General features: G+C 73.6%; 13 protein-coding genes and 1 pseudogene. 8 read left to right on the top strand and 6 right to left on the bottom strand.

The window, feature by feature from the left end; translation table 11 throughout:
- From ACFO0B_RS05170 to ACFO0B_RS05160, 3 genes and pseudogenes are all read left to right on the top strand, one after another.
- Positions 1-187: pseudogene (locus tag ACFO0B_RS05170) on the top strand (ATP-binding protein); the annotation flags it as partial.
- Positions 184-1,425 carry a cytochrome P450 gene (locus ACFO0B_RS05165; RefSeq protein ID WP_378611123.1) on the top strand — a complete coding sequence of 414 codons (1,242 nt, stop codon included), beginning with the start codon at positions 184-186 and terminating at the stop codon, positions 1,423-1,425. The pseudogene ACFO0B_RS05170 and the gene ACFO0B_RS05165, both read left to right, overlap by 4 nt.
- 10 nt (positions 1,426-1,435) lie before the next feature.
- Positions 1,436-2,650: a cytochrome P450 family protein gene (locus ACFO0B_RS05160; RefSeq protein WP_378611122.1), complete on the top strand. Its 1,215-nt coding sequence runs from the start codon at positions 1,436-1,438 to the stop codon at positions 2,648-2,650.
- Here the strand turns inward: ACFO0B_RS05160 and ACFO0B_RS05155 are convergent.
- Positions 2,647-2,850 (bottom strand): hypothetical protein, encoded by a 204-nt coding sequence (locus tag ACFO0B_RS05155; RefSeq protein ID WP_378611121.1) that lies wholly within the window; start codon positions 2,848-2,850, stop codon positions 2,647-2,649. The two genes, ACFO0B_RS05160 and ACFO0B_RS05155, sit on opposite strands and share 4 nt — an antisense overlap.
- A 230-nt stretch (positions 2,851-3,080) precedes the next feature.
- On the opposite strand from ACFO0B_RS05155, the gene ACFO0B_RS05150 reads away from it, so the two are divergent.
- A complete protein-coding gene (locus ACFO0B_RS05150; RefSeq protein ID WP_378611120.1) occupies positions 3,081-3,803 on the top strand; it encodes a 3'(2'),5'-bisphosphate nucleotidase CysQ in 723 nt (240 codons plus the stop codon).
- On the opposite strand, the gene ACFO0B_RS05145 is transcribed toward ACFO0B_RS05150, so the two are convergent.
- Complete coding sequence (locus tag ACFO0B_RS05145; protein WP_378611119.1) at positions 3,804-4,493, bottom strand: winged helix-turn-helix transcriptional regulator; 690 nt, start codon at positions 4,491-4,493, stop codon at positions 3,804-3,806.
- 92 nt (positions 4,494-4,585) lie between these two features.
- Here ACFO0B_RS05145 and ACFO0B_RS05140 point away from each other — a divergent pair, with 92 nt between their 5' ends.
- From ACFO0B_RS05140 to ACFO0B_RS05130, 3 genes are all read left to right on the top strand, one after another.
- Positions 4,586-5,701 (top strand): acyl-CoA dehydrogenase family protein, encoded by a 1,116-nt coding sequence (locus ACFO0B_RS05140; protein WP_378611118.1) that lies wholly within the window; start codon positions 4,586-4,588, stop codon positions 5,699-5,701.
- Positions 5,702-5,767: 66 nt separating this feature from the next.
- Complete coding sequence (locus ACFO0B_RS05135) at positions 5,768-6,235, top strand: RrF2 family transcriptional regulator (protein WP_378611117.1); 468 nt, start codon at positions 5,768-5,770, stop codon at positions 6,233-6,235.
- A gap of 2 nt (positions 6,236-6,237) precedes the next feature.
- Positions 6,238-7,413, top strand: a complete 1,176-nt coding sequence (locus ACFO0B_RS05130) for a globin domain-containing protein (RefSeq protein WP_378611116.1) — start codon at positions 6,238-6,240, stop codon at positions 7,411-7,413.
- Here ACFO0B_RS05130 and ACFO0B_RS05125 read toward each other — a convergent pair.
- Positions 7,368-8,087: a hypothetical protein gene (locus ACFO0B_RS05125; protein ID WP_378611115.1), complete on the bottom strand. Its 720-nt coding sequence runs from the start codon at positions 8,085-8,087 to the stop codon at positions 7,368-7,370. The genes ACFO0B_RS05130 and ACFO0B_RS05125 overlap by 46 nt on opposite strands.
- Here ACFO0B_RS05125 and ACFO0B_RS05120 point away from each other — a divergent pair.
- On the top strand, positions 8,086-11,217 hold the full coding sequence (locus ACFO0B_RS05120) for a BTAD domain-containing putative transcriptional regulator (protein ID WP_378611114.1): 3,132 nt from the start codon (positions 8,086-8,088) through the stop codon (positions 11,215-11,217). The genes ACFO0B_RS05125 and ACFO0B_RS05120 overlap by 2 nt on opposite strands.
- Here ACFO0B_RS05120 and ACFO0B_RS05115 read toward each other — a convergent pair.
- The 3 genes from ACFO0B_RS05115 to ACFO0B_RS05105 all read right to left on the bottom strand — a co-directional run bounded on the left by ACFO0B_RS05115 (position 11,189) and on the right by ACFO0B_RS05105 (position 13,623).
- A complete protein-coding gene (locus tag ACFO0B_RS05115) occupies positions 11,189-12,118 on the bottom strand; it encodes a YihY/virulence factor BrkB family protein (RefSeq protein ID WP_378611113.1) in 930 nt (309 codons plus the stop codon). The two genes, ACFO0B_RS05120 and ACFO0B_RS05115, sit on opposite strands and share 29 nt — an antisense overlap.
- 58 nt (positions 12,119-12,176) lie before the next feature.
- Positions 12,177-12,869, bottom strand: coding sequence for an NUDIX hydrolase (locus ACFO0B_RS05110; RefSeq protein ID WP_378611112.1), 693 nt, complete (start codon positions 12,867-12,869; stop codon positions 12,177-12,179).
- A 67-nt stretch (positions 12,870-12,936) separates the two neighbouring features.
- Positions 12,937-13,623 carry a hypothetical protein gene (locus tag ACFO0B_RS05105; RefSeq protein WP_378611111.1) on the bottom strand — a complete coding sequence of 229 codons (687 nt, stop codon included), beginning with the start codon at positions 13,621-13,623 and terminating at the stop codon, positions 12,937-12,939.
- Positions 13,624-14,125: the final 502 nt, after the last annotated feature.

Here is a 14,125-nt window from a genome sequence, read left to right as displayed (position 1 = left end):
GTATGCGGTGGGGATCAACGAGTTCGACGGGTCGCGTACCTATCCGCTGGAGGAGGTCCGCGACGCACTCGACCTCGCTCCGAGCACCCCGCTGGTCCACCTCGACGCCAGGGATCGCGGTGCCTGCCTGCGCTCGCTGATCACCCTCGTCGAATTCCTGTTCCATCGTCTGGAGTTTCAGCAATGAGCCAAGCCGCACCCGGGTGCCCCGTCCCGCACGGGTCGCCGTTCGACACCGAGGGGCCGAGGTATCCGCTCTGGACCGATGAGTTCGCCGCCGACCCGCACAGCGCGTACCGCGAGATGCGCAGGCGGTTCGGGTCGCTGGTACCGGTGGAGCTCTCGCCCGGCGTCGCCGCCACGCTGGTGATCGGGTACCGCACCGCGGTGCAGATCCTCAACGACCCCGACCACTTTCCGGCCGACCCGCGGATGTGGCAGCGCGACGCCCCGCGGGACTGCCCGGTGCTCCCCATGCTGGAGTGGCGGCCGAACGCGCTGCGCAGCGCGGGCGCCGAGCACGCCAGGTACCGGGCCGCCAGCGTCGCCGCGCTCGCCGAGGTGGACATGCACGCGGCGCAGCGCGCCGTCGAGCGCATCGCCACCCCGCTGATCAACAGCTTCTGCGAGGTCGGCGCGGCCGACCTGGTCAGCCAGTACGCGTTCCCGCTGATCTTCGCGGTCGTCAACGAGCTGGTCGGCTGCCCGCCGGAGATCGGGCAGACCATCGCCGAGGGCATGGCGCTGGTCTTCGACGTCGAGCACGCCGAGAAGGGCGCGGCGATGTTCACCGCGGGGCTGCACGAGCTCGTGCTGCTCAAGCGCAGGGAAGCCGGCCCCGACATGGCGTCCCGGGTGGTGCACCACCCGGCCGGGTTCGACGACAACGAGGCCATCCAGCAGCTGCTGACGCTCTACGGCGCCGGGATCGAGCCGATGATGAACCTGATCGTGAACACGGTCCGGCTCATGCTCACCGACGAGCGGTTCGGCGGCAAGATGCTCGGCGGCAGCCTCTCCACCAGGGACGCGCTCGACGAGGTGCTCTTCACCGACCCGCCGCTGGCCAACTTCTGCATGACCTACCCGCGCCAGCCGATCCTCATCGACGACGTCTGGCTGCCCGCCAACCAGCCGGTGCTGATCAGCATGGCCGGCGCCAACAACGACCCGGCCATCGACGCGGGCCGCTACACCGACAACCGCTCGCACCTGGCCTGGAGCGCGGGCCCGCACGCCTGCCCGGCCCGCTCGGTGGCCTATCTGATCGTGCAGGACGCGATCGATCTGCTGCTCGACGCGCTGCCCGAACTCTCGCTCGGCGTGCGGCCGGACGAGCTCGCCTGGCGACCGGGCCCGTTCCACCGGGCCCTGGTCGCGCTGCCGGTCACCTTTCCGCCCTCTCCACCGCTGCAGAGTTTCTGAGGAGCCCGCCATGGCACAGCCACCCCTCGTCCTCGATCCCACCGGCGCCGATATCCAGGGCGAGGGCGCGCGGATCCGCGCGCTCGGCCCGGTCACCCGGGTCGAGCTGCCCGGCGGGATCGCCGCCTGGTCGGTCACCGACGCGGCGCTGCTGAAGAGCCTGCTCGTCGACCCGAGGGTCTCCAAGGACGCGCGGCAGCACTGGCCCCCGTTCATCGCCGGCGAGATCGCGGCGGATTGGCCGCTGCTGCCGTGGGTCGCGGTGACCAACATGCTCAGCGCCTACGGCAAGGAGCACCGCAGGCTGCGCAAGCTGGTGGCGCCCGCCTTCACGCACCGGCGCACGGCGGCGCTGCGGCCGCGGATCCAGGCCATCGCCGACGAGCTGCTCGACGAGCTGGCGGCGGCGGGCGGCGTGGTCGACCTGCGCGAGGGGTACGCCTACCCGCTCCCGATCCGGGTGATCAGCACCCTGATGGGGGTGCCGGAGCAGCTGCACGCCGGGCTGCGGAGCTGCGTCGACGGCTTCTTCGACACCTCGCTGCCGCCCGAGGCGGCGCAGGCCAACTACGCCGAGATGTACCGGCTGCTCGGCGAGTTGGTGGAGATCAGGCGCGCCGAGCCGGGTGACGACATGACCAGCCTGCTCATCACCTACCGGGACTCCGAGGACGGCGGCAGGCTGAACGAGCAGGAGCTGCTCGACACCCTGCTGCTGGTGATCGGCGCGGGCCACGAGACCACCGTCAACCTGCTCGACCAGGCCATCCACGCCCTGCTCACCCGGCCCGCCGATGCCGATCGGCTGCGCTCGGGCGCGGTGCCGTGGAGCGACCTGATCGAGGAGGCGCTGCGCTACGAGGCGCCGCTGGCGCACCTGCCGCTGCGCTTCGCGGTGGAGGAGCTCGAGGTCGGCGGGGTGCGGATCGCGGCTGGTGACGCGATCCTCGCCAGTTACGCGGCGGCCAACCGGGATCCGGCGGTGTACGGCGCGGACGCCGACGAGTTCGACCTCACCAGGTCGGCGAAGGAGCACCTGGCCTTCGGGTACGGCACACACCATTGTCTCGGCGCGCCGCTGGCCCGGCTGGAGGCCGAGGTCGCGCTGCCCGCGATCTTCGCGCGCTTCCCGGAGATGCGGCTCGCGGTGCCGGAGTCCGAGCTGGGGCGGGTGCCGAGCTTCATCTCGAATGGGCACAGGCGGTTGCCGGTGTTCCTGCGCTAGCCGACGTCCAGGTGCCGGAGCCGCGGCCACAGCTCCGGCCAGGGTTCGCGGCGGCCGGTGCAGCGCCAGACCGCCGTCTGTTCCCGCACCGGGCGCAGCTGCGGCCAGCCGTTGCGCGCCTGCCACCGGAGCGTCGGCAGCGCCAGCAGCAGCGCGATCCCGGCGCCCGCCGCCGATACTCGCGGCCACCAGGTGCGCAACGCCGACGACGGCCGCCACCAGCAGCAGCGGCCGCGCCGCGAACTCCGATCCCCGTTCGGTCGCCCTCATGAACCCGATTCTGCGTGCGGGCGCGGGCGGGCGCATCGCCGTTCCGGGTGGGCGCGGATGGCCCCGCGGTGGGATGCGTTCGCGGCACGCTCATCCTCGAGGATGAATCGACCCTGCCCGGGAGGTGACAAATCGATCGTTCCCGGCGAAAGTGATGCGGGTGAACGACCACGAACTGGCCGCGTCCCTCGCCGCCGAAGCCGGCGACCTGCTGCTCGGCATCCGGGATCAGGGCGGTGCCGCCGGCGACCGGCAATCCAACGCGCTGCTGCTGGAGCGGCTGCGCGCGGCTCGGCCGGACGACGCGGTGCTCTCCGAGGAGGCGCCGGACGACGCGGCCCGGCTGCGGTACGAGCGGGTCTGGATCGTCGACCCGCTCGACGGCACCAGGGAGTACGGCCAGCCGGGGCGGGACGACTGGGCGGTGCACGTCGCGCTCGCGATCGACGGGGTGGCCGCGATCGGGGCGGTGGCGCTGCCCGCGGCGGGGGTGGTGCTGCACACCGGGGAGCCGCCGGTGCTCGCGTCCGCGGAGCCGGGGCCGATCCGGGTCGCGGTCTCCCGGAGCAGGCCGTCGGCGCAGGTGACGGCGCTGATCGGGGCGATCGCGGGGCGGCCGGTGCCGATGGGGTCGGCGGGGGCGAAGGCGATGGCGGTGGTGCGCGGGGTCGCCGACGTGTACGCGCACTCCGGCGGGCAGTACGAGTGGGATTCCTGCGCGCCGGTCGCGGTCGCCGCGGCGGCCGGGCTGCACGTCTCCCGGCTGGACGGCAGCCCGCTGCGCTACAACCGCCCCGACCCGTACCTCCCCGACCTGGTGATCTGCCGCCCCGAGCTCGCCGACAAGGTGCTCTCCGCCCTCGGCGCCGACCGCGCGGGCTGATCAGGCACTCACCTCGACCGGCAGCGGCACCGCGAGGTAGGGCGCGATCGGGCTGAGCCGCAACACGTTCGGCATCCGCCGGGTGATTGCGCTCGGCCCGGCGAAGTCCAGCCGACCGCTGCGGACCGCGTGCCCGATCGGCATCCGGCCCAGCCAGACCTGGTACAGCCCGGCCACATCCGCGGTGATCGTGACATCCACCTCGAACCCGGGATCGGTGGTGCAGACCGAGGGTGCGCCCCGATCGACCACGATCCAGAACCGCCGCACGTCGTCGGTGAAGCGCACCGCGAAGACGTGCCGGAAGCCGGGCAGCGCGGTGGTGTCCAACCGGGTGTGCATCCACCAGACCAGCAGGTCGGCGTCGAGCTCGCTCGGGTCCGGCTCGCCGAAGGTGTGCTTGGCACCCCACTCGCCCAGCCCGAAGAGCACCGGCTCCAGATCGGTGCCCGCCTCGGTGAGCAGGTACCGCACCCCGGCCTTCTCGACCAGCCCGGCTCGCTCGAACTGCCGCAGCCGCTTGGCGAGCAGGCTCCGGGAGAGCCCGGGCAGCCCGCGGGCCAGGTCGTTGAAGCGGGTGCTGCCCAGCAGCAGATCGCGCAGGATGAGCAGCGACCAGCGCTCGCCGAGCAGCTCCAGCGCACGGGAGATCGGGCAGTACTGGCCGTAGCCTGCGGTCGGTTCGGGCATCGGTGGCACCTCGCGGAGGGGTCTGTTTCGTGTACCGGACGGGTCCATTTCCTGGACTATCCGGTTATCGCGGAGCTTTCTAACTTCGAAACATGACCACCATCGAAACCACCACCGTGAATTGGCTCGACCGCGCGAAGGCGGTCGGCGAGACCCTGCTCCCCGGCGTCGCCGAGCGCGACCGCACCGGCGAGATCGCCCCCGCGGACACCCTGCGCGGCCTGATCGGCGCCGGCGTCCCCACCGAGTTCGGCGGCGGCGGCGCCACGCACGCCGAAATCGGCGCGATACTGCGCGAACTCGGCAGGTACGACCCCTCGACGGCGGTCGCCTTCGCCATGCACAGCCACCTGGTCGCCACCCAGGTGTGGCGGCACAAGCACGGCGCCGATGCCTCCGGCGTACTGACCAAGGTCGGCGGAGGCGCGATCCTGGTGAGCACCGGCGCCTCGGACTGGGTGGAGTCGAGCGGCACCGCCGAGCGGGTGGACGGCGGTTATCGAGTCTCCGCGCGCAAGGCGCCGGCCAGCGGCTGCGAGATCGGCACCATCCTGGTGACCAGCATTCGCTGGGACACCGGGCCGGAGGGGCCGCGGGTGCTGCACTGTGCGGTGCCGCTGAGCGCGCCGGGGGTCCGGATCGAGCAGACCTGGGACACCATCGGGCTGCGCGCCACCGGCTCGCACACCGTCGTCCTGGAGGACGTCTTCGTCCCGGACGCCGCGGTCTCGCTGATCCGCCCGGTCGATGCCTGGCCGCCGTTGCTGAACACCGTCATCGGCGCCGCCATGCCGCTCATCACCGCCGCCTACCTCGGCATCGCCGACGGTGCGGTGGAGACGGCGCTGCGCCTGGTCGCCGGTCGCACCGACCAGCACGTCCTGCAGTTGACCGGCGAGCTGGTAAACGCCCACACCACCGCGGAAGACCTGGTCACCGCCATGTTCGCCGGTTCGGACGATCTGAATTTCGCGAACACCGACGCCTACGCCGCGCGCACCCTGAGCCGCAAGACCGTCGCGGCCGAGCAGCTGATCGCCACCGTGCGGCTGGCCATGGAGACGGTCGGCGGGATCGGCTACTCGCGCGGCTGCGATATCGAGCGGCGCTACCGCGACGTGCACGGCATCCTCTTCCACCCGCTGCCGCGCGCCAAGCAGTTGCTGTTCAGCGGCCGGGTGGCGCTCGGGCACGGTCCGCTGGGCTGAAAACCGTTGCTGCGGCCTCGATCACATAATTGGTATTTCGAATGCGAATTATCGTAGGGTCGAGCCGTGCAGCTCACCAGGTTCACCGATCTCGGCCTCCGCGTCGTCATGCGGCTCGCGGTCGCGCGGGACGGGGAGCGGCCGGGCAGCAGGGAGATCGCCGACGAGCTGTCGGTGTCCTACGCGCACGTCGCGAAGGTGATCACCCGGCTCGGTGAGCTCGGCATGGTGGACGCGCGGCGCGGCCGCGGCGGCGGGCTCGCCATCACCGAACTGGGGCGCACCGCCTCGGTCGGCTGGCTGGCCCGCCGGCTGGAGGGCGAGGGCGAGGTGGTCGAGTGCGACGGGGCGAATCCGTGCCCGCTGCGCGACGGCTGCCGGCTCCGGACGGCACTGCGCGGCGCGCAGGATGCCTTCTACGCCGCGCTGGACACCGTGACGGTCGGCGACCTCACCGGCGAACCGACGCGCGCCGTGCTGCTCGCACTCCCCGGGGTGCGGAGCACCCCGGCGGCTCGAACGATCGGAGAATAGCCATGCTCTCGGCCACCGCGACGGAGACCGTCCGCGCCACCCTGCCCGCGGTCGGTGCCGCCATCGGCGACATCACCGCGCTCTTCTACCGCAGAATGTTCGAGGCGCACCCGGAGCTGGAGCGCGACCTGTTCAACCGGGGCAACCAGCGCCAGGGGCAGCAGCAGCAGGCGCTGGCAGGCGCTATCGCCGCCTTCGCCGCGCTGCAGCTGGAGCCGGACCCCGCGCGGGTCGAGCTGATCCTCTCCCGGATCGCGAACAAGCACGCCTCGCTCGGCATCGAGCCCGCGCAGTACGAGATCGTGCACACCTACCTGTTCCAGGCCATCGCCGAGGTGCTCGGCGCCGCCGTCACGCCGGAGGTCGCCGCCGCCTGGGACGAGGTGTACTGGCTGATGGCCGAGACGCTGATCGCCATGGAGGCCGAGCTCTACCGGGCCGCCGGGGTGGCGCCGGGCGCGGTCTGGCGGACGGTGCGGGTGCGCGAGCGGCGATACGAGTCGGCGGACACCGTCTCCTTCGTACTCACCGGGGACGCCCTGCCGACATTCGCGCCGGGGCAATATCTCTCGGTCGCCGTGCGGCTGCCGGACGGCGCCAGGCAGATCCGGCAGTACAGCCTCTCCTCGGCGCCCGCCGCCGGCGACTGGCGGATCACCGTGAAGCGGGCGGGCGAGGTCTCGAACTTCGTGCTCGACAATGTCTTCGAGGGTGACACGCTCCAGGTCACCACGCCCTTCGGCGATCTGGTGCTGCCGGACGACGACGCCCCGCTGCTGCTCATCTCGGCCGGGATCGGCTGCACCCCCATGATGGGGATGCTCGCCCACCTCGCCGACACCGGGGATCCCCGCCCGGTCTCGGTGCTGCACGCCGACCGCGCGCTGAGCAGCCACGCGCACCGCGCCGAGCTGGCGGAGCTGGTGGAGCGGCTGCCGTACGCGGTGATGCACCGCTGGTACGAGGAGCTCGGCTCCCGCGCGCCCGGCGCCGGGCTCCTCGCGGGCCGCGCCGACCTCGGCGAGGTCGCGATCGCCGCGGGCACCCGCGCCTACCTGTGCGGCCCGCTGCCCTTCATGCTCGGCATGCGCCGGGCGCTGCTGGAGCGCGGCGTCGCGGCGGCGGACATCCACTACGAGGTCTTCGGCCCGGACAGCTGGGCACCCGCCCCGGCCTGAGCCGCCCGCCACCCGCCGGGGTAGCGCAGCATGAGCACCCCGATCGCCGCGACCGCGATACCGCGCGGCGCCTCGTACAGGAATCCGGAGAAGCCCTGCACCGCGGGGATCGGCAGGAAGAACCCGGCCATCCCCACCAGGGTGAGGACCGCGATCCAGCGCGGCACCGCGCGGTTGCGCAGCAGGCTCGCGCCGAGCAGCGCCATGCCCGCGAGCATCACCAGCCCGCCGATCTGGTTGAACAGCACGAAGGCGGTGGAGTCGAGCATCTGGTCGTTGTCGGCGATCAGGTGCGCGGTGGCCGGGTCGGCGGCGAAGGGGTGCGCGACGAAGAGCTCAACCGTGAGGTGCCCGGTCGCGGTGACGATATTGCCGAGCAGGTAGCAGAGCAGCCCGACGAACCCGGCGGTGCCGATCCGCGGCCGCAGCCATGCGTACATGCCGGGCAGGCCGAGGACGAGCAGCACGGTGCCGATACCGAGCAGGATCTGCGCGACCGGGGTGCCCGGGCTGGTGAGCGCCTCGACCGAGTGGCCCTTGCCCGCCACGATCGGGTGCAGCGTGCCGCCCGCGATGCAGAGCGCGCCGCCGGAGGTCAGCGCGGCGCCGCAGAGGCGAAGTACAGTCGCGCGGGAGGGGCCCGCGGTGGGCTGGAGAACCGAAGAGGAAGTCATGGGGCAAGGGTCGACGGGGCCGCTGGTGCGCGGCTGGTCCGGCGCTGGTGCGCCCGCCGTCGCGGTGCTCGGGCCGCTCGCGGTGCGCGGCCGGGACGGCGCCGCCATCCCGATCCCGGCCCGCAAGCACGCCGAGCTCCTTGTGCTCCTCGCCGCCGAGCGCACCACCCGCAGCGCGGGCTACCTGTGCGAACTGCTCTGGCGCGGGCACCCGCCGGAGAGCGCGACGGTGACGCTGCACGGCTACGTGTCCCGGCTGCGCAAGGCGCTGCGCCCGGTGCCCGAGCTCGCCATCGAGACCGGCCCGAACGGCTACGTGCTGCGCTGCTCCGGCTCCGGCACCGACCTGGACCTGCTCGATCTGCTGACCCGCGAAGCCAGGGCCGCGCACGCGGCGGGCGATGTCGCGGAGACCGTGCGGCTGCTCGAGCCCGCGCTCGCGCTGTGGCGCGGCGAACCGCTCGCCGATGTCGCCGACATCGCCGAGCTGGCCCCGGAGCGCGCCCGGCTGGACCAGCTGCGCGCCGAGCTCACCGAGCTGTGCGCGGAGGGGCTGCTCGTACTCGGCCGCGCCGGGCAGGCCGTCACCCTGCTCACCGCGCAGCACGAGCGGCACCCCCACCGGGAGGGAACCGCCCGGCTGCTCGCGCTCGCGCTGCGCGACAGCGGCCGCACCCCGGAGGCCCTCGCGCTGCTGCTGCGCTTGCGCCTGGCGCTGCGCGACGAACTCGGCCTCGACCCCGCGCCGGACACCGTGCGGGTGGAGCACGAACTCCGCGCGCCCGCCCCGGCGCCGCTGCCGTCCGGCCTGGTCGGCCGGGACGAGGTCGCCGCGCTCCTCGACCGGGCGAGGGAGCGGGCCGGGCACGGGCTCACCGTGGTGCTGGTCCGCGGGGAGCCGGGAATCGGCAAGACCGCCGTGATCAGGGACGCGCTGCGGCGCAACGGTGATCACGCCTTCATCAGCACCGGCAGCCCCGACCCGCTGGCCACGCTGGCCCCGTGGCTCGACCAGGCGGCGCTGGCGGGCCGCGACGTCCCCGACATCCCGACCCCGCGCGCGCTCGCCGCACTGCTCGCCGGGGTCGCGCGGGAGACCGGCCGCGCGGTCGCCGTCCTGGACGACGTGCAGTGGGCCGACCCCGCCTCGCTGCGGATCATCACCGGCGCCGCCCGGGTGCTCCGCGCGCACCCGGTGCTGCTCGTGCTCGCCCAGCGCCCCGGCCCGCTCCCCGAGCCGCTCCGCGCGCTCGGCGAGATCACCACCGTCGACCTCCCGCCGCTGCCGGACATCGCGGTGGCCGAGCTGGTGCGCACCACCCTCCCGGCCGACCCGGCGCTGCGCGACCGGATCGTGGCGGCCGCGGCGGGCAGCCCGTTCGTCGCCACCCAGCTCTGCGACCGAGCGCTGGCCGGGCGCCCGCTCGATGCCGTGACCGTCGACCTGCTGACGCCGCAGGCGAGGGAGCTCGCCGAGCTGCTCGCGCTCGTCGGCACGAGCGCCCCCGTCGGCCTGCTCGCCGACCACCCCGACTTCGACAGCGCCACAGCAGAACTCGTACAGAACCGAATCGTCACGGTCACCGACGGCACGATCACCTTCGGCCACGACCTGATCCGCGCCACCGTGCTCGACGGCATCGGCCCGGTCCGAGCGGCACCACTGCACGCCCGCATCGCCGACGCGCTCGCCGCCGGAGAGCCGGACGCACTGGCCGCGCAGGCCAGGCACCGCTGCGCCGCCGCACTGGACACCGCCGACGAGCGCGCCGCGGCGGCCTGCCTCGCCGCCGCCGCCCGGGCCCTGCACGACCACGCCCCCGACGAGTGCGCCGAACTCGCCGAGCGCGGCCGCCCGCACGCGAGCCGCGCCACCGCTGTCGAGCTCGACCTGCTCGCCGGGCAGGCGCACCACCGCCGCGGCCGCTTCGACGCCGCCGCCCGCTGCTTCGAGCGCGCCGCCCGGCACGCCGACGCGGCCGGGCTCGCCCGGATCGCGCTGCTCGCCGCGCCGCACGGCGTCGCCGGGTACTTCTCCGGATACGGCGTGGTGCAGTCGGATTCGTCCGGGTTGCGGGCCCGGGCGCTGGCGCACCGGCTGGAGCTCGACGCCGACGCGGTGGCCGAGGTGGAGGCGATCGAGGCCACCGACCGGGCCGTGCACGGCATCGCCGGCGACCTGGACGCCCTCGCCGAGGCGAAGGCGCGCAGCGCGCCGGGCAGCCGCTCCTGGCCGCAGGTACTGCTCGCCGAGTTCGTCTGCACCTGGGAGCCGGGCACGCTCGCCGACCGCACCAAGATCGCCGATGAGCTGGCCGAGCTCGCGGGCGCCTGCCACACCGCGCGCGCGACCGCGCTGCACCTGCGCCGGGTCTGTGCGCTGGAGGCGGGCGATCTGCGGCTGGTGCGCAGGCTCTCCGCCGAGTTCGCCCGGCTCGCCGCCGACGGCGGCACCGACCTCGCCGCCACCCAGCTGTGGTGGGACGTCATGCTCGCCGTGCTGCGCGGCGACTACGACCGCTCCCGCGCGCTCATGCAGCGCTTCGCCGCCGACCTCGGCCCGGTCGACGAACGGGCCCGCATGCTCGCCGAGGCCTCCCTGCTCACCAGCGGCTCCATCGAGCTGTGGCACCGCGGCAGGCTCGCCGAGGTGCTGGCCGAGGCCGACCGCATGGCCACCGACTTCGACGAGGACTTCGCGCTGGTCGTCGCCATGGCCGCCGCCGAGACCGGGGAGCACGGGCGCGCGCTGGCCGCGATCGAGTCGGTGCTGGCCGTGCCGGGGCGCTGGCACGGGCCGCGCGTCGCCGTCCGGGTGCCGCTGCTCGCCGAGGCGCTGCTCGCGCTCGGCCGCACCGCGCCCGAGCTCAGGGAGCGGGTGCGCGGCTACGCGGCCGTGCTGGAGCCGCTCACCCGCGGGTGGGGCGCGGCCGCGATCGTGCAGTGGCCGGGGCTGGTCTGCCTGGGGCCGTCCGGGCTGTACAGCGGCACGATCCGCGGCATGCTCGGGATGCCGGGCGCGAGTGTCGAGGTGGCGGCGGCGCGGCAGCGGGCCCGCGAACTCGGCGCGCTGCCCTACGAGCGGCGCGCCGCCGAGCGGCTCACCGGCTGGCCGTTCCGTCCCGATTGAGCCTGCGGGTCGGCTGCCGCGGCACCGCACCCGGGTCGGGGGCGTTGTAGGCAGCGCCGAGCAGCAGCGCGAAGTGCGTGATCCACACCCACACCAGCAGGATGACGGCCGCCGCCAGCGAGCCGTACAGCCTGCTGTAGGAGCCGAAATGCTCGACGTAGAGGGTGAATCCGGCGGAGGCGGTCAGCCAGACCGCGAGCGCGAGCAGGCTGCCCCTGGCCAGCCGCCGGTAGCGGGTGCCGTGGCCGTGCAGCACCAGCCGGTACAGCAGCACCACCAGGAACGTCATCACCGCGAGCAGCAGCGGCCACTTCAGGATCGGCCACGTCGCCGCGACCTCCTCGCCGAGCCCGAGCCGCTCGCCGATTCCGGTCGCCATCTCGCCGGTGGTGACCACCGCGACCAGGCAGCAGGCGAGCAGCGGGAACGCCACCGCCGCGAGCACCGCGCGCAGCAGGATCGTGCGCTTGCGCGGCTCGTCGCCGACGATCCCGTACATGGACTGGATCCCCTGCACCAGCGCGCCGAGATACCGGGTCAGGATCCACAGCGTCACCGGGAGACCGAGCAGGATCAGCGGCGCCGAGAGCGCCGAGCCACGCAGCTCGTGGAGCGTATCGATGAGCAGTTGCGCGCCCGGCCCGGGGCCGAGCGCGCGGAACTCGTCCACCAGCGGATCGGTGACCGACTGATTCAGCGCGCCGACGATCGCCAGCATGGTGGTGAGGGTCGGCAGCGCCGCGAGCACCGCGTAGAAGGTGAGCGTGGCGGCGTGGTCGGCGAGGGTGTCGTCGAAGATCAGGTCGAACAGGTACCTGGCCAGTTGTCCGCGCGAGCGCCGGAGCGGCGCCGTCGTCGGTGCGACGACGGCATCCAGCGGTGCTCCCGGTACGACGGTCACGAATCCCCCCTTGTCCTGTCCGGTATTACCCGGCGTGCTCCCGGTCAACCGGGCCGCGTCAGTGGTGCGTCCAGTCCGGCTGGGCGAAGTGCGCGACCCGCGATTCGGCGGGCGTGCGGCCGAGCAGCACGACCTCGCGGAACTGGAAGAGCAGGGCGCCGGTCGGGGCGTGGATGGTCATGCCGGGGCCGAAACGCATCTGCAGCATACGGATTCCGGTCGGCGGGGCGGGGGCGGCGCCGGGCGGCAGGCCGCCGGGGACGGCTTCCTCGGGGGAGACCCAGTGCGGGACGTCCGGCTCGGCCAGCCTGCGCAGCCCGATTCGGTGCACCGAGTGCACCTCGTCCGGGGCCGGGCGCAGCTCGGTGAGGTCGCGCAGCGCCACCACGAACGGGGTGATGGCGAAGCCGGAGGCGGCGGGGAAGTCGTCGAGCGCGCCGATGACGTCGCTCTCCTCGGCGTGGATTCCCAGCTCTTCGTGCAGCTCCCTGAGCGCCGCGGCCCGCGGTGTCTCGCCCGGCTCCAGGCGGCCGCCCGGCAGCGCCCACTGCCCGGCATTGCGGCCGCGGTAGGCGCGCCGGATCAGCAGCACCGAGAGCGGCCCCTCCGGCTCCGCCGCCACGCACAGCGCCACCGCGGCGCGGCGCAGCCCGGGTGCCTCCGGCACCTCCGCGCGCTCGAACCCGTCCAGCCGGGCGTGCGCGAGCGCGCGGAATTCGGTCGTGCTCGCCGGGGTGGGGTCTGCGCTCATGCCCTCGATAGTGCCGTACCGGCTGTCGGGCAGCAGCGCCGCGCGGGCAGGTCGGCGGGGCGGCCGGTCAGCCGTCGACGCAGGGGCAGCCGTGCGGGCGGGTGGCGGCCCGATCCCGCCACAGCCCGAGGATGTCCGAGCGGAACGGGCCCGCGGGCGCGGCCGGGCGGCGGCCCGCGGCCACGTGCGCGGCCAGCGCGGCGAGCCTGCGGGCCGCGCGCTGCGACCAGCCGTGCGCCAGGCACCAGCCATAGAGCTGCTCGCGGGTGCAGCGGTGCCCGCCCTCGTGCGCGATGACCAGCAGCGCGACCGCGTCGCGGCGCGATTGCAGCCCGGCCAGCGTGCCGGAGGGGTTCACCAGCCCGCCCAGCGTGGTGAGCGCCTCGGCGATCACCGGGTCCAGCGCGGGCGGGCACTCCGGTGCCGCCTCGGCGCCGAGCAGGTACGGGTGCGCGGCCTCCGCCCACACCCCGACCTCGGCGATGTCGTCCGGCACCACGCAGAGCCCGCGGGTGCGCGGGTCGGCGGCGATCGTCGCCAGCTGCTCGGCCTGCGGCCAGGCGGCCAGGACGACGCCGCCGTGCCAGTTCCGGTCCGGCGCGGGCGCGGTCGCGACCGGGAGCCGCGCGTCCGCCACGAACGCGCGCAACCACGCACTCGTGCGCACCCTGGCCTCGTCGGCCACGAGGACCAGCGGAATTCCCCCGAATTCGCGCGAAGCGTGCAACACCCAGGCGATCGCGTCCGCGACCACCGAATCCTTTCCGGGTGCGGTGATGGCGACCGGATAGGAACACCGAATATCTTCATGCACCCGGGCATCCTCACACCGTTTCCGGGCAGCGGCATACCGCGTGGTCGGCATTGGCGAGAAACGTGACTCCTGATAGCGAACGCAAATGTTCGGCGATGTGATCCCGGCAGCCGGTGGTTAGCTCGCCGATCCTGTCCGGGACAATTTCCTACAGGTGCGCAGTAACCGTGACGCGGCTGGAATGTCCGATTCGGCGGGGTGGTCGAGCGGTCGCCGCACGGCCTGGTTGCCAGTGGTTAGGGCGCACCGGGCCGAGGTGCCGCGTCTGGGATGGAAGGTCTCGGTCGCGTTGCCCGATCGTGACTTTCCGTGACTGTTCCCATCCATCTCGACCGATCGCCGGGGCATTGCTACGCTGCCGACACAAAGGGAAACCGACTGGTTTCTTCTGTGCAATGTCTTTTCTGTGGGATCAAGAGTGAAAGGTATCGCTCCGCGTTCG

Source organism: Nocardia jiangsuensis (genome assembly GCF_042650385.1).
Lineage (GTDB): Bacteria > Actinomycetota > Actinomycetes > Mycobacteriales > Mycobacteriaceae > Nocardia > Nocardia jiangsuensis.
Note: the sequence above shows the minus strand (reverse complement) of the source record. Positions and strands in the feature narration are given on the sequence as shown.

Coding starts and splice junctions, on each gene's coding strand:
- ACFO0B_RS05165 (WP_378611123.1), top strand. CDS start 184: ATGAGCCAAGCCGCACCCGGGTGCCCCGTCCCGCACGGGTCGCCGTTC.
- ACFO0B_RS05160 (WP_378611122.1), top strand. CDS start 1,436: ATGGCACAGCCACCCCTCGTCCTCGATCCCACCGGCGCCGATATCCAG.
- ACFO0B_RS05145 (WP_378611119.1), bottom strand. CDS start 4,493: ATGCCCGAACCGACCGCAGGCTACGGCCAGTACTGCCCGATCTCCCGT.
- ACFO0B_RS05140 (WP_378611118.1), top strand. CDS start 4,586: ATGACCACCATCGAAACCACCACCGTGAATTGGCTCGACCGCGCGAAG.
- ACFO0B_RS05130 (WP_378611116.1), top strand. CDS start 6,238: ATGCTCTCGGCCACCGCGACGGAGACCGTCCGCGCCACCCTGCCCGCG.
- ACFO0B_RS05120 (WP_378611114.1), top strand. CDS start 8,086: ATGGGGCAAGGGTCGACGGGGCCGCTGGTGCGCGGCTGGTCCGGCGCT.
- ACFO0B_RS05125 (WP_378611115.1), bottom strand. CDS start 8,087: ATGACTTCCTCTTCGGTTCTCCAGCCCACCGCGGGCCCCTCCCGCGCG.
- ACFO0B_RS05110 (WP_378611112.1), bottom strand. CDS start 12,869: ATGAGCGCAGACCCCACCCCGGCGAGCACGACCGAATTCCGCGCGCTC.